This window comes from Microthrixaceae bacterium (genome assembly GCA_023957975.1).
Lineage (GTDB): Bacteria > Actinomycetota > Acidimicrobiia > Acidimicrobiales > Microtrichaceae > JAMLGM01.
In genome coordinates, this window is sequence record JAMLGM010000003.1 from 400,845 (window position 1) to 420,707 (window position 19,863).

Sequence of the window (19,863 nt, forward strand, 5' to 3'; positions counted from 1 at the left end):
GCCGCGTTTCTAGGGTTGGCCGAGAAGGGCTTCGACCCAGACCGAGAGTGCCCATGAGGTGAGTGGTGCGCCGGCGCCGGCGGGTTTGGCGGTGTATTTGTCGATGTCGATGTTGTCGATGCGGTTCCGCAAGCTGTGTTCGGTTGGTGGTGTGGTGGCGTTGAGTGCGTGTTGGGCCATGGTGTTGCCGAGGAGGCGTCCACGTTCGTCGTGGAATTGTGCGTGTCCGTCGACGATGGCCGCGTTGAGGTGACCGCTGTGGATGCGGCGGTGGTGGAACGAGCAGATTGGTACCAGGTTGTCGAGATCGGTTGGGCCGTGGGGGTAGGGCTGGACGTGGTGGTAGTGCAGGAATCGTGTTTGGCCACATCCTGGGACTGCGCATCCGCCGTATTGGACGCGTAGCGCTTTTCGTTGGGTTGGGGTCGCGAAACGTTGTTCGGTGCCGACCTTGATGGGGACACCGCTTTGGTGCCAGAGCAGTTGCAGGGTTCCGGCTTGGGCCAACATGGCGACCACTGTTGGGGTGAGTTCGGTGCCGTTGAGCAGGGTTGCGACCGAGTCGGGTCGGAGGCGTTGGGTGACGAGGGTGTCGATGTCGACGAGGACGTTCACGCAGAACGGTTCGTTTCCTTCGCGGGTCAATCGGTCGGTTTGTGCTGAGTCGATGACCATTCGGGCGAGGTGGTACAGGATCAGGTAGTTCGACGCGATCGCGGTGCGTTCGCCCGCGGGTGCCCGGCTGTCGCGTGGGTCCTCGCTGGCAGGTTGGTCCCCGGCGGCGGTGTTGTGAGCACTGTCGCTGTCGGTGTTGTTGTGGGTTTGGGGTGTTCCGTGGCGTTGTGCGCTGCGGCGGGCGGCTTCGAAGGCTTCGTCGAGTAGGGCTCCGAGTTCGATCGGGGCTCGACCGTTGACTCTCCAGCGTCCGTGTTCGTCGGTCCAGGTCCGCCAGTAGGTTTCGTCGTCGTCGGTCACGTCGGTCGCCTCGGGGGTGGGAACCGCCGTGCCGCCTTGAGCCGAGCCGGCCGGACGCTCGTCGCCGGATGCCCTCTCGTCGTCGGGTGTCTCGTCGTCGTCGTCGGGTGTCTCGCCCTCGTCGGTGGGCTCCTGGTCGTCTGGGGTCTGGTCGTCGATGCCTGGTTTGAGTTTGCGGTACCAGCCGAACGCTCGGGCGGCTTGGGTGGTGGTGGCGGTGGTGGCGATGCCGGCGAGGGCTTGTTCGTTTTCGGGGCAGGCGACGCGTGCTGCTAGCGCGGCCATGCCGAGGGAGATGGCACCGTCGTGTGCCAAGCCCATCACGGTGGGCATGGCGTTGTCGGTGACCGATTCGGCGACTTGGGCGACCAGTTGGGCCATGTAGCGGGTCATGCCGCAGTTCACGATCAGCCAGTGGGTGACCGAACGCCAATCGCCGGCGAGGTTGTAGCGGGGATCTGAGGTCATCGTGGCGACCTTGGTGGCCAGGCGGGCGTGAGCCGCGTTGATTTCGCCGGCCAGGGTTCGCACCTCGGCTTCGAGTTCGTCGTATTCGTCGTGCCACGCGTTGATCGCGGCGATCCGCGCGACTTCGGCCGCTGTGGGCGGTCCCTCGACGTATCCGCCGGGCACGCCCTTGGCTTCAGGTGAGGTGAGAAGATCGAACATGTGTTCAGAGTATTAGGAACCAGAACACGTGTTCGAATTATTGTGTGGGTAATTTCACCTACGACAAAATCGTCAGGAACTCCGTTGAGCTCATCACGACCGCTCCCCGCTCCTGCGCGCCGGTCTGCACTCGCCGGTCGTTCGACACCACGACCGCAGGTTCCGTCCCGAGGTCGAGTTGGCGCAGAATCTCGTCGTCCGCCTCGACCGAAGCCTCGGTGAACATGACCCGCACCGGCGAGCCAAGCGCCGTGCGCACATCACGGCCGCCTTCGCCATCACCGTCGAAGACCAACACGACTCGACAACCGTGGCGAGCCTGAAGCCGGCGTGCCGAACGCTCCAACATCGAGCGCTGCTCGGTCGCGTTCAACTCCGGCCAACCCAACATCGTCACGTTGTACCCGTCGACAAACACCGTGAGGTTCGGCCGAGACAGCAGCCATCTGGTCGCCTCAGCGCTGCCAGGCGCGATCCGTGCGGGCAGCCGAGGCGCCCGCCGAACCGCACGCGCACTTCCAGCGTGCTCGCCCGTCGACCTGGAGTTGCCGGGCCCTGTCGCCCCACCAGCGGACGAACGCGCGGTCTGGGCATCTTTCAACAGTTCGGCTGGCGTCGATGCCGCGTCGCCAGGCGGCACCGCCAGCAACCGTTGAATCTCACCGAGCGCCGGCGCGAGCGCATCCCATCGCTCCCGAAGGGTCTCCACCAACAGGGCGTCGCTGCTTTGACGCGCCTGAACCGCCGACGCGACCGCGTCCGCAGCCAACGCATCGCCCTGCTGCAGCAGCACTTCGGCCTCGAGCTCCTCAACCCGTGCGCTCAACTCCTTGACCTCAGCGATGCGCTCGGCCAACCGACGCTCGGTGGCTTTCAACTCCCTGACCGCGCGCTGGCGCGCCGCTTCCGCCGCGTTCAGCGACGCCTCCGCCCCATCGAGCGCCTGCGCCATGGCGTCGACCCGCTGTAGCGCTGATCGGGCTCGCTGCTCCTCGGTGTGGCGCGAGGCCTCCGAATCAGCCAACGTCCGGCGGAGCTCTTCGACCTGTCGCCCGAGGCGCTCCGCACTTCGATCACGGTTCACCGCGGCGGCGGTTTCAGACGCGATCGCATGGTCGCGCTCGGCGATCTCGACGAGATCGCCGAACTCTTGCTCCCAGCCGTCCGGCCGCGTCAGGTAAACAACTGCGGCCCGGCCCAGCACTGCGGACTCGACTGCCCCCTCGACCCCCTCGACCCCCTCGGCCTCGACGACCTCCGCCGCGACCCGCGCTCGGAACTCCTCGTCGCCATCGATCACGCGCCGCGCCGCCACCAACGCCTTGGCGGGGATACGCCGGAAGCGAAGGAACGGAACCAACGCTCGCGGCGGATCGACCGGCGGCGTCGCGGTGCATCCCGATCGAGCCACCTCGACCGCCAGCTCAAGCGCAGGGCGAATGAGCTCCAGTTCGACGCTCACGACGACCCCCCTTCCGGCTCCCCCGCATCGGATTCAGATATCGGAGGGTGTTACCGCACCGAGCTCCACGACGTTCGCGCCCGTTGCACACCAGCGACATGACACGTCCTCGATCGTCTCCGACAACACCTCGACGTCTTCGATCTGTAGCTCACCGCCGACGCTGTAATGGTGAAATGCACGGGTCGTGCGGGTTGCCACAACGTCGAAACGAGTGAGGTTCCCGCATTGCGAACACCGGTACCGCACACCGATATCGGGAAGGCGGGGTGCCCGGGTTGTGTCTGTCGAATCCGGCGAGGTCACGCGACGAATCTACCCGAGTGCGGCGCCACGCCCCGAAATCGTTGACAAGCGAACACGCGTTCACTAGAACGGTCGTTCGATGTCGCCGATCAGCTCTCCGTCAGTGGCGGCCCCTCGCCAGATCAGCTTCGACGATCTCGGAACACCACTGAACGAGGTCACGTTCTGCATCATCGATTTCGAAACGACCGGAACGAGCTGCGACCACGACACCATCACCGAGATCGGAGCGGTGAAGGTACACGCCGGCGCCGAGGTCGCAAGGTTTCAGACCCTCGTGAACCCGGGTCGCCTGATTCCACCCCAGGTGACGGTACTCACCGGGATCGCCCAAGCGATGGTGACTACCGCACCGAGGATCGAGGCGGTGTTGCCCACACTGCTCGAGTTCATCGCCGACTCGGTCCTCGTCGCCCACAACGCCCGCTTCGACATGTCGTTTCTGCAGGCAGCACTTCGACGCAGCGGCCGCGACGAGCTCACCAACCCGGTGATCGACACGGTCCCACTGTCGAGGCGTCTGTTCGGCGACGAGGTGACGAACCATCGGCTCTCCACGCTTGCGAGACACTTCCGACTGTCGCACCGGCCAACCCACCGAGCGCTCGACGACGCACTCGCAACCGCCGAACTCCTACACATCGTCATCGATCGAGCAGCGGCACTCGGAGTTCGCGGACTCGACGATCTGCGGTCGCTCCCCAAGCTCGCCAACCATCCACAGGTCGCGAAGCTGCACCTCACCGATCGACTTCCGAGGTCGCCCGGCGTGTATCTGTTTCGCACGGAGGACGGCCGGGTGCTCTACGTCGGCAAGGCGACGAACCTACGAACCCGCGTGCGGTCGTATTTCGGATCGGACGACCGCCGCAAGATCGGCCCACTCCTGCGCGACACCCAGCGCATCGACCACAAGTCCACCTCGTCAACGCTCGAGGCCGAGGTGTTGGAGATGCGCCTCATTCACCATTTCGAACCCGCTTACAACCGCGACGGGACCCGCTGGCGCTCGTCGGTCTATGTGAAGGTCGACTCCGGACGCTCGCCCGCCGGACGCTCGCCCGCCGAACGCTCGCCCGCCGGACGCTCACCCTCCGGGAGCCGCCAGCCGCGCCTCATCGTCACCGCCGCCCCCAAACCCGACGACCGGGTCGTCGCCGGGCCGCTGTCGAGCCGCCGCATCGCTCGATCCTTCGTCCACGCCGTCGAGCAGGTGGCCGATCGAGTCGCCGAAGCCGAACTCAACCTGACGACCCTCTGCGAGGACCCGACGGTCGTGGTCGATGCGTTCACACAACGCATGAGCGAACTCGCAGCCGAGGAACGCTTCGAAGCGGCCGCGGCGGCGCGGGATCATCTGGGTGACGTCGCCTCCACCGTCGAACGCCAACGCCTCCTCGACTCGATGGCGCGATGCACCATCGAGTTCGCAACCCCCGACGGGCACCGGTTTCTGGTCCGCCGGGGACTCCTCGAACGGGTTTGGGAGCCATCGCAGCGAGCGGGCATCGACGGCCTCGATCCGGGACGGGCCACCGAAGCGATGCCGACGGGACCGGGCGACGCCGACCGCCCACTGCGAGCCGACCTGGCGGACGAGGTGTTGCTGATCGGCCGGTGGCTCGAACGTAACGGCGAACGGATCCGACTACTCCGGGTGGACGGCCATCTCGCATCGCCACGGACGCCGGTCCCCTCACCCGGTCGAGCGCCCGAACAGAGCCAGCCCGAACAGAGCCAGCCCGAACAGAGCCAGCCGGCCTGAGGTTGGGGCGAACCGAGGTTCAGCCTGCGTTCGACGCGGCAGCCTGCGACGCGGCGACGAGCCGGTCGAGCGTCGCTGCCGCAGCCCCGGAGTCGAGCGCCTCGGAGGCCTTGGCCACCCCCTCGGCGATCGAGGTTGCGAGATCGCTCACGTACAGGGCGGCACCGGCGTTGAGCGTGACAATCTCGCGGTGAGCACCCGGCTTGCCTGCGAGCATGTCGCGGGCGACCGCGGCGTTCTGAGCGGGATCGCCGACCGCCACCTCGTCGACCGTGCGAACGGGCAGACCCAGATCGGTCGGGGTGACGTCATAGCGCTCGATGGTGTGACCGCGGATCTCGATCACGGTCGTGTGACCGGTGGTCGTGATCTCGTCGAGACCGTCGAGGCCGTGCACGACAAGGGCCCGATCGACGCCCCGGGCGGCCAACACCTCGGCGACGATGTCCATGCGCGAGCGGTCCGCCACGCCGAGCAACTGCCGCCGGACACGACCCGGGTGCGACAGCGGACCGAGAATGTTGAACACCGTCGGGATGCCGAGTTCGCTTCGCACCCCGGCGACGAAGCGCATCGCGGGGTGAAAGACCCGGGCAAACGCGAATCCGACGTTCGCCTCGGCGATGCAACGCTCGACCCCTGGCCCGTCGAGTTCGACCGCGACGCCGAGCTGTTCGAGAACGTCGACGCTTCCAGAGGTTGAGGAGGCCTTCCGGTTGCCGTGCTTACACACCGTCGCCCCGGCGGCCGCAGCGACGATGCTCGAGATGGTCGAGACGTTGAAGGCGCGGTTTCGCAGCGTGTGGGACCCGCCCGTGCCAACGATGTCGACGGTGCCATCGGCCAGATTCAGCGGGGCCGCGACCTCCAACATGGCATCGGACAGCCCGAGGATCTCCTCGGCGGTCTCGCCCTTGATCCGAAGTCCGACGATGAACGCTGCGATCTGGGCGTCGGTGGCGGAACCGGCGAGGATCTGCGACATCGCGGCCTGCGCCTGTTGTTCGGAAAGGTCCTCGTGATCCGCCAGATGGCCCAGCAGTGCCGGCCACCCCGGGAACTCACCGGCCGTCATCAGGAAGCGATACTCGCCGTCTGAGAGCGGAGGCGACGTCGCCGACGGATGATCCGCAACCGCTCCCGTTCGGTCGCACCACCCCACACACCGTTCTTCTCACGGTGTTCTATCGCATGCTCGAGGCATTCCTGCTGAACGGGGCACTGCTCGCAGATCGCCTTGGCCTCAACGGCTTCGTCATCGGTGGGTGGGTAAAAGACGGCGGGATCGAGTCCGCTGCACGCGGCTCGCCCAACCCAGTTTCTGTCCATTGGCCTTCGATCCTCGCGGTTGTATCGGTGCGCTGTCCAATTGATTCTCAGGATTCAAAACACCCCAAAACCCGGGTCGGATTCCCACCAACAGAACAACGTGACATCGGTCACATTTGGGAGGAAAGTCGACCCGGTTACCGATCGGTAACTTCCGGGTTTAGCATGGAGTGCGTGAGTTTTGCATCGTTCGAACGCTCGACCGCACTGACCCGACTTCGAGACGAGTCCTTCGATCTCGTGGTCATCGGTGGCGGCATCACCGGCGCCGGCGTCGCCCTCGACGCTGCGTCGCGAGGCCTCAAAGTCGCCATGGTTGAACGCGACGACTTCGCCTCGGGCACGTCGTCGAAATCCTCCAAACTCATCCACGGCGGATTGCGCTATCTCCAACAGGGCGATGTCGCGCTCGTCTATGAGGCGCTCGCTGAACGACAGACGCTGTTGAACAACGCCCCACACCTCGTCGAACTCCTCCCATTTCTCATTCCGATGGTCGGCGAGGGCGGCGTCTTGCCGGCCAAAGCATCACGACTGCTGGGCGGAGCCATGTGGGGGTACGACCTGACCGGCGGATTCCGGATCGGCAAGCTGCACGAGCGGCTCACCAAGGCCGAAGCGCTCGCCTACATGCCGACACTGCCGGCCGACAATCTCGTCAGCGCCTACCTCTACTACGACGCCACCGCGGATGACGCCCGCCTGGTCCTGACCGTCGCCCGCACCGCGGCGCTGCATTTCGGCGCGGTCGTCGCCAACGGAGTCGAGGTGGCGGGGTTACGCCACAATCGGCTCGGCCTCGTCGACGGGGTCGAGGTGAGCGCAGACGGTGAACATTTCACGATCGACACGGCGTCGGTCGTCAACGCCGCCGGGGTGTGGTCCGACGAGGTCCGGTGCTTCGACGAGGGCACCGACCCCGACTCGATGCGGCCGGCCAAAGGGGTGCACATCGCCATCCCCCACTATCTCGTGCAGAACGAGGTCGCTGCGGTCATCCCCGTTCCCGGAGACAAGCGCACCGTGTTCGTGGTGCCCAACGGCGAGTTCACCTACGTCGGCACCACCGACACCGATTACGACGGGCCACTCGACGATCCGCAGTGCACCCCCGACGACATCGCGTATCTGCTGTCGGCCATCAACGGCAGCAACGTCAACACGGTCACCACCGCCGACATCGTCGGTTCGTGGGCCGGACTTCGCCCGCTCGTGAAGTCCGCATCGTCGGGGCGCACCGCCGACCTCAGCCGAGGCCACAACGTGCACCTCGCCGAGTCGGGGGTCGTGACGATCACCGGCGGCAAACTCACCACCTACCGCCACATGGCCGACGACACGGTCGATGTCGTCGTGCGCGACGTGCTCGGCGCCCGCGCCCCCGAGGGCGCACGGAAGTGCCGGACCAAGAAGATCCGCCTGCGCGGGGCCGACGGCTTCGAGTCGGTGAGCGAAGCCGCCGCGAGTTACGGCGTCGCCGACCACGTCGCACACCACCTGTCGCGCCGCTACGGCGGGGAGGCCCGGGCGGTGATGGGGCTCATCAAGGCCGAACCCGAACTCGGCGAGCCGCTCGTGGGCGGCTTGCCCTACGTGCGTGCCGAGGCCGTTTTCGCGGTCCGCCACGAGATGGCTCGCACGGTCGACGACGTGTTGAGCCGCCGCACCCGCGCCCGACTGTTGGCACGAGACGACAGCGCCGCCGCCGCCGACGACGTGGCCGAACTCATCGCAGCGGATCTCGGGTGGGACGCCGAGGCTGCGGCGGCTTCCGCGGCCGAGTTCCGCGCCGGGGTGGCACATGAGCGCGACGCCGCCGGCCTCCCCGAGGTGTTGTTGGCCCACGCCCTCGGCTGACGGGCAGACTGGGAGCCATACATCGCCCGTACACGTCCCCCGTCCGGGCCTGCAACGAGGATCCTTCGCCGTGACCGACACCGGCCTGTCCATCTCGATGATCCGTTCGCTCGACTGGGCGACGATCTGGCGGGCAGCGGTTTCGACCGCCACCTTCGCCGTGCCGCTCACGCTGTTGCAGTGGTGGCTCATCGAAACGGATCGGGCATCCAAGGGCGACTCGCTCATGTTGTTGCTCAACCTGGCGATCATGGGCAGCGGCGCCCTCGGCGGGTTCGCCGCAGCCAAGCTCGCGCCGCGACTTGCGCTGCAACACGGCGCGGTGGCTCCGGCCCTCGCCGCCATCGCCATTCAGATCGTGGGGGCGATTCGACGGTCCATCGTCGGCGAGGAGGTCTCCAACGTGCTGGGATGGATCATGTTGGCGCTGCTCATGGCGGTGTTCGGCATGTTTGGTGCCTGGGTGAACGAGAAGGTCTCGCCGCCGAGAACGGAGGGGTGACATGACAGCGATCCTGGTGCTCGACATCGGCACGAGCGGGGTGCGCTCCGCAGTCGTCGACGAAACCGCGACCATCGTCGTCGAACGGTTCGCGGAGTTCCTCCCCGACACGCCCTTCGACGGGATCGTCGAATACGACGCCGTCACCTACAACGCGTTGGCGATCTCTGTGGCCCGCGATGTCCTGGAGGATTACCGGCAAACACCCGGGGTCACCGACCCGGAGATCGACGCGATCGGCATTTCGAACCAGCGGGCCTCCACCGTCGTGTGGGACCGCCACACCGGGGTGCCCGTCGCGCCGGCGCAGAGCTGGCAGGACCTTCGCACGATCGGCGACTGCCTCGCACTGCAGGCGGCCGGGCACTGGACCGCGCCGAATCAGTCGATCACCAAGGCCGCGAACATCTGGAACTCGGTCGATCCCGAACGCGAGCGCGACCTGTGCATCGGCACTCCCGACTCGTGGCTCGTGTGGTCGCTCACCGAGGGGGCGGCCCACATCACCGAACCGACGAACGTGGCCCTCACCGGGTTCTGCGAGCTGAGCGGGGTCGATTGGAACCCGGAACTGCTCGCACTGGTCGACATCTCGGAGTCCGCGCTCCCCCGGATCGTCGATTCCTCCGGCGAGTTGGCATGGGCCACGGTGTTCGGCCCGGGCCGCGACGGCCGAGGCATCCCGATCTGCGGCATCGCCGGCGACCAGCAGGCGAGCCTCATCGGACAGGGCGGGCTCGAACTCGGGGTCGCGAAGCTCACCTTCGGCACGGGCGCCATGTTGGACATCAGCCTCGGCTCGCAGCGCCCGCTCGAAGCCATCCGTTCCGAGGGCGGCACCTTTCCGATCATCTGCTGGCAGCTCGACGGCGAGCAGACCTGGGGCCTTGAGGCTGTGATGTTGAGCTGCGGTACCAACGTCCAGTGGTTGCGCGACGATCTCCGCCTCATCGAGACCTCTGCCGACAGCGAGACGGTCGCGGCGCAGTGTGAGAGCACTGACGGCGTCGTCTATGTGCCAGCCCAGCTCGGTCTGGCGACACCGCACTGGGACTACGGGGCACGGGGCACGTTGCTCGGACTGACCCGCGGAACCGGGCGACCACAGGTGGTGCGCGCGGTGCTCGAAGGTATCGCCCATCGAGCCCTCGACCTCATCGAGGCCGCCGAGGACGACGGCGGCACGCGCATCGAGGTGATCCGGGTCGACGGGGCGATGAGCGACAACGACCTCTTCGTCCAGCTCGTGGCCGACATCACCGGGCGCACCGTCGAGGTGAGTCCGGTGCGCGATGCCACCGCTATCGGGGCCGCGATGCTCGCCGGGCTCGCCCTCGGGGTGTGGTCCTCGCCCGAAGCGTGCACCCGACTGTTCAAGCCGCGCAGCGTCGTGTTGCCCGACCCCGACCTCGACCGAGAGGCGATGCGGCGCCAGTGGGCCAAGGCGATCGACCGGGCACGCGGCTGGTACGAGGACCTGTCGGCACTCGACTTCTGAGCCACCAGCCCGCTGACCTAAGCTCCTCGGGCTGGTGAGTTGCCCGGGTGACCGCGGGCCGTCGAGCGATCGGCGCGCCTGAGGAAAGTCGGGGCTCCGAAGAGCAGGATGCTGGCGAGAGCCAGGTGGGGGCGACCTCACGGATCAGTGCAACAGAAAGCAGACCGCCGATGGCCGGGTTCGCCCGGCACAGGTGAGGGTGAAAGGGTGCGGTAAGAGCGCACCAGCGTCGCGGGCGACCGTGGCGGCTCGGTAAACCCCATCCGGAGCAAGGCCAAGTCGTGGGTTGAGTTGCTCGCTCGGCGCAACCGCGCCGCCCACAGGTGGGCTGCACAGATGGATGGTCACCGAACCGGATGCCGCGAGGCGCCGGGGAACAGAACCCCGCTTACAGGGCGGCTCACCAGCACCACACCTTCGCCGTGGCCGGCAGGGTCGGCGGGCCGAAACGCCCGAAGTACCGCCGCTACAGCGAGTCGAGCGGGGTCGGCGGATTGAGCAGGGTGAGCGAGCTGAGCGCGTCGGAGCGTCGCTGCGACTTCAACAGCGCGAACAGCGCATCAGGGCTGACGGGTCGGCTCAGGTGGTACCCCTGTGCCAGGTCGACGCCGATCCTGACGACCTCGCGCAGCTGGGCCTCACTCTCGACACCCTCGGCGACCGGGGTCAGGCCCAGCGTGTGCGCCAGCTGGGTGACCGCCTCCACCATCGATGCCCCCTCGTTCACGAGCATCTGTTGCACGAAACTGCCGTCGATCTTCAAGAAGGCGATCGGAAACTGCTGCAGGTACGCCAACGACGAGTACCCGGTGCCGAAATCGTCCACCGCAAGGCGCACACCGAGCGCGCTGATCCGCTCCAGGATCCGACGCGACTGCTCGGGGTCGCCCATGATGGCGCTCTCGGTGATCTCCAGCACCAGCTTCGATGCCGGCAGGTCGAGTTCGGACAACACCGCGAAGACACGCTCCGGCAGCCGGGGGTCGTTCAACTGTCGAGGCGACAGGTTCACGTTCACGGCCGGCACCGCGTCGAGGCCAAGGTCGCGACCCCACTCGCGAACCCATCGAAGCGATTCCCGCAAGACGAACTCGCCGACCTCCTCGATGACCCCCGTCGACTCGGCCTGGGGGATGAATGCCCCGGGGCCGAGCAGACCTCGTTCGGGATGGTTCCATCGAACGAGGGCCTCGGCTTCGACCATCTCCCCGCTGCGGGTGTCGTAAATGGGCTGAAACTCCACGAACAGCTCACCGCGGGCGGCGGCCCCGCGAAGGGTGGCCTCCACCTCGAGACGCTCGAGTGCCGCCGAGTGCATCTCCGGTTCGTAGACCCGATAGCAGGACTTGCCCTGTTTCTTGGCGGTGTACATGGCGAGGTCGGCGTTTCGCAACAGGTCCGAGACGCTCATCGTGCGGTCCCCGTAGGCGACCCCGATCGACGCGCTGGCGCTCACCCAACGCCCAGCGATCAGCATCGGCTCGTCGAGCACCGCAACGATCCGTTCGGCCACGATCGTCGCCTCACGGAGCTGGTGAAGGTCTTCGATGAGCACGGCGAACTCGTCGCCGCCGAGGCGGGCCGCGGTGTCGGTGCTGCGAAGACACGAGTTCAGCCGGTTGCTGACCGAGATCAACATCTCGTCGCCGACAAGGTGCCCGAGGCTGTCGTTGACGGTCTTGAAGTCGTCGAGGTCGATGAACAGCACCGCGACGGGCGCGTCCGCGGGCCGGAATCGACCGATCGCCAGCTCGACTCGTTGGCGAAACAGCGTGCGGTTGGCGAGACCCGTCAACGAGTCGTGAAAGGCCTGGCGGGTGAGCTGTTCGTGGAGTTGGCGACGCTCGGTGACGTCCCGGTAACACCAGACGCGACCGACGACCTCGCCGTCGACCCGCTGCGGCACCGTGATACGTTCGATGCGCCGCCCATCGGCGAAGTGCAACTCGTCGCTGAGTTCCGCGTCGGGTCGATCGGACAGGTCGTTGAACGAGGTCAAGAACTCGTCGGGGTCTGCGAGCTGGGAGGTGAACAGTTTGAGGAGTTCCTTGCGCGACGAGGAGTAGAGCACCTCGCGGTCGAACCCCCACACCTCGAGAAAGCGCCGGTTCCACATGGTGATCTCGCCGGCGGGGCTGGTGACGCAGATTCCGTCCGCCGAGGATTCGAAGGTGGCGGCGAGCACCGAGTTGGCGCCGCGAAGCGCACGCTCGACCGCGACGCGATCGGAGATGTCGTGGCCGCTCAGCACCAGCGCTGCGACCGACTGATCATCGAGCAGATTCTTCACGGTGACGAGGAAGGGCACGTGACGGCCGTCCGCGGCGAGGAGTTCGAGATCGAGGCTCTCCGACTCGGCCGGGTGGCCGTGTCCCGACACGAGGAAGTGCAAGAGCTCCCGCCACGCCGGACGATCCTCCTCGCTCACGATCTGCTCGAAGGGCATGCCTTCGATCGTTTCCTGGTCGTGGCCCAGCAATCGGGTGACCACGACCGAACTCTGCTCGATCAGACCGTCGGCAGTCATGAGCAGGGTCAGCACATCGGAATTGGAGACGAGCGCACGAAATCTCGCCTCCTGGTCATGGGCGATCTCCCACCGACGTCGATAGGTGATGTCGCGGATCACCAGCACGATTCCGTAGTCCTTGGTCGCTCCGACCATTTCGCACAGACACCAACCGTCCGGGGTCTTGACCCGCATTTCGATCGGGGTGCCGACCTCTTTGTTCTGCACCGAGGTCATCGCGGCGTGAGCCAATGCCAGGTCGTCGGGGTGCAACAGGTCCAGACCGGTGATGCCGCGTTCGATGGCTTCGCCGAAGGTCATCTGAAAGATCTGTTCGGCCGCATGGTTGGCCCAGAGGACCTCACCGATCGGGCTCATCAACAGCACGCCGTCGGGCAGGTCCGTCACGAGGCGACAGAGCTCCGACATGCTTGGTGCTGCATCGAGCATGCGCGGCTGAAAGATCGACACATCAACCTTTCGGTAGTTCAGGGGCCGACCTGACCTGTTTTGTGCAGAACACATCGCTCGACCCACGCGCGCCCGGAGCCGCGGCGGGCGTTTCGCGGAGCCGATCCGGCCGAGGGCTCCGGCCAACGCCGTCGGTGTCTGGGTCGGTGTCTGGGTCGGTGTCTGGCAGCTTCAGGACAGGTGCGACACGTCGTTGAACCCATACAGGCTCGCGACACCGCCCCGCAGCGCGATCCGCGTGACCGCCGCCGGCTGCACGAACATTCGCCACGACACCGCGATGTCGACGCCGAGTGCCCACGCGACCGCGGACTTGATCGGCGACACGTGAGTCACGATGGCGATGTCGTGGTCCTGGGCCTCCTCGAGGAGGTCCGCCAACCCCGCGGTCACCCGCGTGTGCAGGTCGACCAGCGATTCGCCACCGGGCGGGGCGAACTGCGCATCGCTGCGCCACCGCGCCCACTCCTGCGCGCTGACCGACGAGATCGGTCGCCCGTCCCAGTCGCCGTAGTCCAGCTCGATGAACCGCTCGTCGGTGACCGGGCCGTCGAGGCCGCTGACCCGGGCGATCTCGACCGCCGTTTGGCTGGTTCGGGCCAGTGGCGAGCACACCACCCGGGTCAACTCGACGCCGACGGGGCCCGACAGTGACACGGCGACCGCGGCCGCCTGCGACCTGCCGACATCGTCGAGCGACGGGTTGGCGTGGCCGAGTAGGAGCCCCGACGCATTCGAAGCGGTGCGTCCGTGTCGAACGAGATAGATCATCGTGGCCCCTCAGTCATCCCTGCCCCCTCAATCATCGATCCTCAGTCATCGATCCGTGCGCCGCGTTCGCGCAGAAAGGCGCGGTCGAGCTGGCCGGTGCTCCAGAACCGCCGCCGTCGGTCGGGGTCATCGAGGCCGAACTCGTTCCAGAGCCACAGCGCCACCATGATGCCGATCAGCTCCAACATGAACGACCAGATTCCCCAGGCGACGATCGGCGAGCGGTCGTCGCCGAAGGACCAGCCGGCGAACGGCCACCAGAACGCGTTCGCGTTCGTCCAGGCACCGCCCAGCACCAGGTGCAGGAACATGCCGATGGGGATTCCGAGGTAGCGGCGCCGCACGAGGCGACGCCCGACGGTCAGTGCCATCACCACGATCATCGCCACGACCGATCCGGTGAGCGATTGCAGCGGGCCCATCCCGAACGGCGTTTCGACGAGCGCGATCAGCGACCCCAGCGCGACCATGCGGTAGTCGACTGCAGGGCTGCGAAACACCACCCAGACGATGGCGACGCTCGTCGCCGCGAACCAGAACAGCACGACCGATCAGCGCACCAGAATGCGATCGCATTCCGGACATTGGACGATCTCGTCGGCCGGGCGTCGTTTGATGTCGGAGTACTCGGCGCTCGGCAGGGTCAGGTGACACCCCTCACAACGTCCGCCGGGCGCGAGTCTCGCAGCGCCTTGACCGCCGAGCCTCGTGCGCAGGTCCTCGTAGCGGGCCACCAGCGAAGGATCGACCGTGGCGGCGATCTCGCTACGCTCGGCCCGTGCAGCGTCGACCTCCACCTCGAGTTCGGTCATCGCCACGGTGACCGCCCGCTCAGCCGTATCGAGTAGCGCGGCGCGTTCGTCGCGTTGAACGCTGAGCTCGGCGATCTGAGCGTCGAGCGGTTCGAGCAGTTCCATCTGCTCCAACTCGTGGTCCTCGATCTCGCTCAACCGCTTCTTCAACATGGCGATCTCGGCCTGTATGGCTTCGAGTTCCTTGTGGGCGGTCACCGTCCCGCCGTACAGGGTCGCCTCGTGCTTGGAAATCTTGTCCTCGGTGAGCGCGGCCTCGTCTTCAAACCGCTTCAGTTCCCGCTGGACGGTGTGACGCTGCGCCTCGGCGGCCTCGATCGGAGCCTGGGCCTCGATGACCGCTGCCTGCGCAAGGTCGCGTGCGGCGATCGTCTCGTCGTGGGTGCGTCGGTACTCCAACTGATCCAGGCGCGTGTCCAACGTCTGGAGTGTGAGCAGCGCTTCGAAATCCACGGGACCTCCACATGGGAACCAGAGCCCGGTCGGGCATCGACCTGTCGAGGAACCCTACGCGATCACGGCGAGCCGCCGACGTTGGCGGTCGACCTCAGTTGGCGCCTGGCTCAGTTGGCGTCCGGCGCGCTGGCGGCCGGAGTTGCCGCGGCCCCGGGATCGGCGGGAGCCTCGCCCGGCACCGTGGTCGTCGTGGCGGCGACCTTCGGTTGGCCGTCGTCGTATTTGTTGCGGTACTTGATCGACTTGCCGGAGCGGGTGTCGGGCGCCTCCGGGAACGCCCGCGATTCCAGATCCTGGTGGTAGGCGGTGTTGAACGCACCCCAGACCCGCGACGGGTAGTCCGCTCCCTGGATTCGGCGGCCGTTGATGACGATGTCGTCCTGTGAGGTCGGGTTGCCCAGCCACACGGCGGTGACGGCATATGGGGTGTATCCGATGAACCAGGCGTCGGCGTTGTTCTGGGTGGTGCCGGTCTTTCCGGCCGACACCTGTCCCTTGATCGCCGCACGCCTGCCCGTTCCGCCGGTCACGTTCTTGGCGAGGATCTCGGTGACGAGTTTGGCGGTGTCCGACGACATGACCCGACTTCCAGGGTCGAGGTGTTCATAGAGCACCTCGCCTCGGGCATCGGTGATCCGGTCGATGTAGTAGGGCGCGTGATAGACCCCGTCGTTCTCGGCGGCGCCATAGGCGGCCGCCATGTCGACCGCGTGAACCTCGCGGGTGCCCAGCGGCAGGTTGATGGGTGGGTTCTCGGTGATCGGAACCTCGTTGAAGTCCGCGTCGATCGTGGTGATGCCCATGCGGGCCGCGACCTCGGACACGATGTCGAGACCGACGACCTGACCCAGCCGGACGAAGCCGCAGTTCGACGAGCTCTGCGTCTGCGAGGTGAGCGAGGCCGTCTTTCCGCCTCCGGAGATCTTCGCGATTCCGCCCGGGGCGCTCGGGTCGGGGAACCGACACGGCGAAACCCCCGAGATGATGTCGTTCGGCACGTAACCACGTTCGAGCGCAGCGACGAGCACGAAGTATTTGAACGTCGAACCCGGCTGACGCCACGCCTGGGTCACGTAGTTGAACTGGGAGGTCTCGAAATCCGGGCCGCCGACCATGGCGCGCACGGCACTGGTGTCGGGATCGAGCGACACCAGACCGGTGAAGTATTTACCCTTCGAGTCGGGCACCTCCTTCACCGCTTCTTCCGCCATGCGCTGGGCCTTGGGGTCATAGGTCGCGTAGACGCGCAGGCCGCCGCTGAACACGGCGTTGTATCGGTCCTGGCGGGTCTCGCCGAGCTCGGGCATCGACAGTAGTTGTTGTTTGACCTGTTCGGAGAAGTATCCGCCTCCGACGAGTTGGTCGGACTCCCCCGACGCCCTGCGCTCGAACACCTCCGTGGCGATCGGCGTCGACAGCACCTCCTCGGCGATCTCCGCGGTGATGATCCCCTTGGACCGGAGTTGGCCAACCACGACCTCACGTCGTTTAAGCGCCCGTTCGTGACCGATCTCGCGGGTCGGGTCGTAGCGGTACGGCGACTGGATCATGCCGGCGAGCAGGATCGACTCGCTCCAGCCGAGGTCGCCCACGGACGCGTTGAAATAGGTCTCCGCCGCGGCCTGAACGCCGTAGGCCCCGTGACCGAGATAGACGGTGTTGAGGTAGCGCTCAAGGATCTGGTCCTTGGTCATCTGCTCCTCGAGACGCAGGGCCAACACGGCGTCCTGCGCCTTGCGTTTGAGCGTCTTGTCGGTGTTGCCGAGCGAGATCTTCGCGAGCTGCTGGGTGATCGTCGAGCCGCCCTGCCCGGTCGCCCCCGATTCGACGTTCGCCGAGAAGGCTCGGGCCAGCGCCCGCACGCTGACGCCGTTGTGGTGGTAGAAGTCGGCATCCTCGGTTCCGAGCACGGCCAGCTTCAGCTCCTCGGGCACCTCCGAGAGCTCGACTTCCTGGCGATCCTGTTCGGCATACAGGTACGCCATCTCGTTTCCTGCCGAGTCGTAGATGATCGAACGCACGGCGAGCGGTGCGAGCAGCACCTCGTCCTGGTTGACGCTCGGCACGACGCTCGACACGTTCGACGTCACCCCGGCGATCAGCGCGATGACGAGCGCGACGGCTGCGCCGCCGCCGCCGAAAACCGTCAGCAGGCGGAGCCCGAATGCGATGATGCGGGTGTCAGCCCGTCGTGGGGGATGTAGGTCGACGGAGTCCACTGCGTCGACATGCTACTTTCCGCCCTCAAACCCGTTCTGCGATACCTGAGGGTCCACACGGCGACCCGGCGCACCGGGCTCGGAGATCGACCGTGGCCACTCCCCCAACGACCTCGACCATCAAAGTGGCGCTCGCCGGTGCCGGCTGGGCGGGACAGGTGCACACCCTGGCCGCAGCCGCCGTGCCGGGGATCACGATTCCGGCGGTGGCGACGCGTTCGCTCGAGTCGGCGCGTGCGTTCGCCGAACTCGTCGGCGGCGAGGGGGTCGGCATTGAGGAGCTTCCCGCCGCCGCCGATGCGGTGGTGGTGGCCACCCCGCCGACGAGCCACGCGGACATCGCGGTGGCGATGCTCGAACGCGGAGTGCCGGTACTGGTGGAAAAGCCGCTCGCCTGCACCCTGGCCGAAGCGGACGCCATCGTCGACGCTGCTCAGCGCAACGGCGTTGCGGCCTGTTATGCAGAAAACCTGCTGTTCGCACCGGCGCTCGATCTCGCGGCTGCGAAGCGGGCGACCCTGGGCCCGCTCGAACACCTCAGCGTGCGCACCGTGCAACCGACCCCCGACTGGGGCCATTTCGCCGACGACCTCACCGTCGGCGGAGCGTTGTTCGACCTCGGGCCCCACGCGCTGGCGGTGCTCATGGTGCTCGCCGGCGAGGAACCCGTCGCGCTGCGCGCCAAGCTTGACTCGAGCCGCGCCGACGGCGCCGATGACACCGCCCGGGTCGAGGTGCGCTTCGCCTCGGACCTCATCGCCGCGGTGGACGTGGCCTGGGGTGGCGAGGTGGTCGACTGGTCCGCGCAGGCCGCCGCATCCGACGGTGTCGTGCGCGTGGAGTTCCAGCCGAACCTGGCGGTGGAGTTCAACGGCGAGCCGGTTCCACTCGCCTCGGCGGTGCCGTCCGGATCCGACGTCGACGCCCGGGTCTTCGACTACGGGTATCAGCCCCAACTCGATGGGTTCGTCGGAGTGGTGAAGGGGCGCGGCGGCCGCGTGGCACCCGTCGGGTTCGGACGCAGCGTGTTGGACATGATCTGCGCCGCGTACGCCTCCGCTGGGCAGGAGTCGGCGGAGGTTCCGCTGCCATTTCCGGGCCCACGGAACCTCACGCCGATGCAGCTCTGGAAGGGCTGAGAGGCCCCGAGGATCAGAAGTCCTCGTCGAAGGCGATGTCGCCCTCGATGCCGACCTGATAGGAGCTGGTCGTGCGTTCGAAGAAGTTCGTCAGCTCCTGGACGTCTTGGAGTTCCATGAACGTGAACGGGTTCTTCGAACCGAACACCTTCGGCAGGTGCAACACCGCGAGGCGCTGATCGGCCACGTACTCGAGGTACTGGCGGGTATCGGCGACGCTCATGCCGGCGACGCCCTGGCTCAACACGTCCTCGGCGAACTGGGTCTCGCAGTCGACGGCTTCGGTGATCATCTCGGTGACCCGCGCTGCGAGATCCTCGTCGAACAGATGCGGCTGTTCGGCGCGCACCTGCTCGATGACAGCGAACGCGAAGTTCATGTGACCGGACTCGTCGCGAAACACCCAATTGGTGCCCGACGCCAGGCCGTTGAGCAGGCCCTTGGAGCGCAGGAAATAGACGTACGCGAACGCCCCGAAGAAGAACAGCCCTTCGATGCAGGCGGCGAAGCAGATGAGGTTGAGGAGGAACTTCTTGCGGTCCTCGTCGGAGTGCAGCTCGTCGAGGGATTCGATGGAGCCGATCCACCGCTTGCAGAACTCGGCCTTGGTGCGGATCGACGCGATGTTGTCGACCGCCGCGAACGCCGCGGCGCGCTCGGACTGTTCGGGGATGTAGGTGTCGAGCAGCGTGAGATAGAACTGCACGTGCAGCGCCTCTTCGTACAACTGCCGCGAGAGGAACATGCGGGCCTCGGGCGAGTTGATGTGTTTGTAGAGGTTCAGAACCAGGTTGTTCGACACGATCGAGTCGCCGGTGGCGAAGAACGCGACGATGCGATTCACCAGGTGGCGCTCGGCGGGCAGCAGCCGGTTGTGCAGGTCGGAAAGGTCGTCGGAGAGGTTGACCTCCTCGACGGTCCAGGTGTTGCGGATGGCGTCGCGGTACATCTCGTAGAACTCGGGATAGCGCATGGGCCGCAGGGTGAGGTCGAAACCGGGATCCAAGATGTTGGCGGCACGACCTTCGGTGAGCGGCGCTGCGGGTTCGGCCTCGGGGGCGAAACCGAACTCCGGGAATTCTTCGAGTGCGTTGTTGGTGAGGGCCACGATGACTCCAGGGGG

The 19,863-nt window shown here is 66.6% G+C and carries 16 protein-coding genes and 1 other RNA gene; 6 read left to right on the top strand and 11 right to left on the bottom strand.

Going from position 1 to position 19,863, the window contains the following annotated elements; translation table 11 throughout:
• Positions 1-9: 9 nt before the first annotated feature.
• Genes M9952_06795 through M9952_06805 form a run of 3 tightly spaced genes read right to left on the bottom strand, consistent with a single transcriptional unit; the run spans position 10 to position 3,412 of the window.
• Positions 10-1,644, bottom strand: a complete 1,635-nt coding sequence (locus M9952_06795) for an HNH endonuclease (protein ID MCO5312631.1) — start codon at positions 1,642-1,644, stop codon at positions 10-12.
• Positions 1,645-1,702: 58 nt separating this feature from the next.
• Complete coding sequence (locus M9952_06800) at positions 1,703-3,106, bottom strand: NYN domain-containing protein (protein ID MCO5312632.1); 1,404 nt, start codon at positions 3,104-3,106, stop codon at positions 1,703-1,705.
• A 33-nt stretch (positions 3,107-3,139) separates the two neighbouring features.
• Positions 3,140-3,412, bottom strand: coding sequence for a hypothetical protein (locus M9952_06805; protein ID MCO5312633.1), 273 nt, complete (start codon positions 3,410-3,412; stop codon positions 3,140-3,142).
• A gap of 79 nt (positions 3,413-3,491) precedes the next feature.
• Here M9952_06805 and M9952_06810 point away from each other — a divergent pair, with 79 nt between their 5' ends.
• Positions 3,492-5,177 (top strand): exonuclease domain-containing protein, encoded by a 1,686-nt coding sequence (locus M9952_06810; protein MCO5312634.1) that lies wholly within the window; start codon positions 3,492-3,494, stop codon positions 5,175-5,177.
• 19 nt (positions 5,178-5,196) lie between these two features.
• Here the strand turns inward: M9952_06810 and trpD are convergent, their stop codons facing one another.
• Both trpD and M9952_06820 read right to left on the bottom strand, forming a co-directional pair.
• A complete protein-coding gene (gene trpD, locus M9952_06815) occupies positions 5,197-6,252 on the bottom strand; it encodes an anthranilate phosphoribosyltransferase (protein ID MCO5312635.1) in 1,056 nt (351 codons plus the stop codon).
• Positions 6,252-6,506, bottom strand: a complete 255-nt coding sequence (locus tag M9952_06820; protein ID MCO5312636.1) for a WhiB family transcriptional regulator — start codon at positions 6,504-6,506, stop codon at positions 6,252-6,254. The genes trpD and M9952_06820 overlap by 1 nt, the downstream gene beginning before the upstream one ends.
• Before the next feature lie 174 nt (positions 6,507-6,680).
• On the opposite strand from M9952_06820, the gene M9952_06825 reads away from it, so the two are divergent.
• The 4 genes from M9952_06825 (at position 6,681) to rnpB (ending at position 10,770) form a co-directional block, all read left to right on the top strand.
• Positions 6,681-8,363, top strand: a complete 1,683-nt coding sequence (locus M9952_06825; GenBank protein MCO5312637.1) for a glycerol-3-phosphate dehydrogenase/oxidase — start codon at positions 6,681-6,683, stop codon at positions 8,361-8,363.
• Between the two features lie 70 nt (positions 8,364-8,433).
• A complete protein-coding gene (locus tag M9952_06830; protein MCO5312638.1) occupies positions 8,434-8,865 on the top strand; it encodes a hypothetical protein in 432 nt (143 codons plus the stop codon).
• A gap of 1 nt (position 8,866) precedes the next feature.
• A complete protein-coding gene (locus tag M9952_06835; GenBank protein MCO5312639.1) occupies positions 8,867-10,363 on the top strand; it encodes an FGGY-family carbohydrate kinase in 1,497 nt (498 codons plus the stop codon).
• A gap of 35 nt (positions 10,364-10,398) precedes the next feature.
• An RNA gene (gene rnpB / locus M9952_06840) (RNase P RNA component class A) lies at positions 10,399-10,770 on the top strand.
• Positions 10,771-10,829: 59 nt separating this feature from the next.
• Here rnpB and M9952_06845 read toward each other — a convergent pair.
• From M9952_06845 to M9952_06865, 5 genes are all read right to left on the bottom strand, one after another.
• A complete protein-coding gene (locus M9952_06845) occupies positions 10,830-13,343 on the bottom strand; it encodes an EAL domain-containing protein (protein ID MCO5312640.1) in 2,514 nt (837 codons plus the stop codon).
• A 171-nt stretch (positions 13,344-13,514) separates the two neighbouring features.
• Entirely contained in the window at positions 13,515-14,114 is a 600-nt protein-coding gene (locus tag M9952_06850) for a histidine phosphatase family protein (GenBank protein ID MCO5312641.1), read from the bottom strand.
• A gap of 41 nt (positions 14,115-14,155) precedes the next feature.
• Positions 14,156-14,659 (bottom strand): hypothetical protein, encoded by a 504-nt coding sequence (locus tag M9952_06855; protein ID MCO5312642.1) that lies wholly within the window; start codon positions 14,657-14,659, stop codon positions 14,156-14,158.
• A 6-nt stretch (positions 14,660-14,665) separates the two neighbouring features.
• Positions 14,666-15,379, bottom strand: a complete 714-nt coding sequence (locus M9952_06860) for a C4-type zinc ribbon domain-containing protein (GenBank protein ID MCO5312643.1) — start codon at positions 15,377-15,379, stop codon at positions 14,666-14,668.
• 110 nt (positions 15,380-15,489) lie between these two features.
• Positions 15,490-17,601, bottom strand: coding sequence for a transglycosylase domain-containing protein (locus tag M9952_06865; protein ID MCO5312644.1), 2,112 nt, complete (start codon positions 17,599-17,601; stop codon positions 15,490-15,492).
• A 92-nt stretch (positions 17,602-17,693) separates the two neighbouring features.
• Here M9952_06865 and M9952_06870 point away from each other — a divergent pair, with 92 nt between their 5' ends.
• Positions 17,694-18,740 carry a Gfo/Idh/MocA family oxidoreductase gene (locus tag M9952_06870; GenBank protein ID MCO5312645.1) on the top strand — a complete coding sequence of 349 codons (1,047 nt, stop codon included), beginning with the start codon at positions 17,694-17,696 and terminating at the stop codon, positions 18,738-18,740.
• A 13-nt stretch (positions 18,741-18,753) separates the two neighbouring features.
• Here the strand turns inward: M9952_06870 and M9952_06875 are convergent, their stop codons facing one another.
• Entirely contained in the window at positions 18,754-19,848 is a 1,095-nt protein-coding gene (locus tag M9952_06875) for a ribonucleotide-diphosphate reductase subunit beta (protein MCO5312646.1), read from the bottom strand.
• Positions 19,849-19,863: the final 15 nt, after the last annotated feature.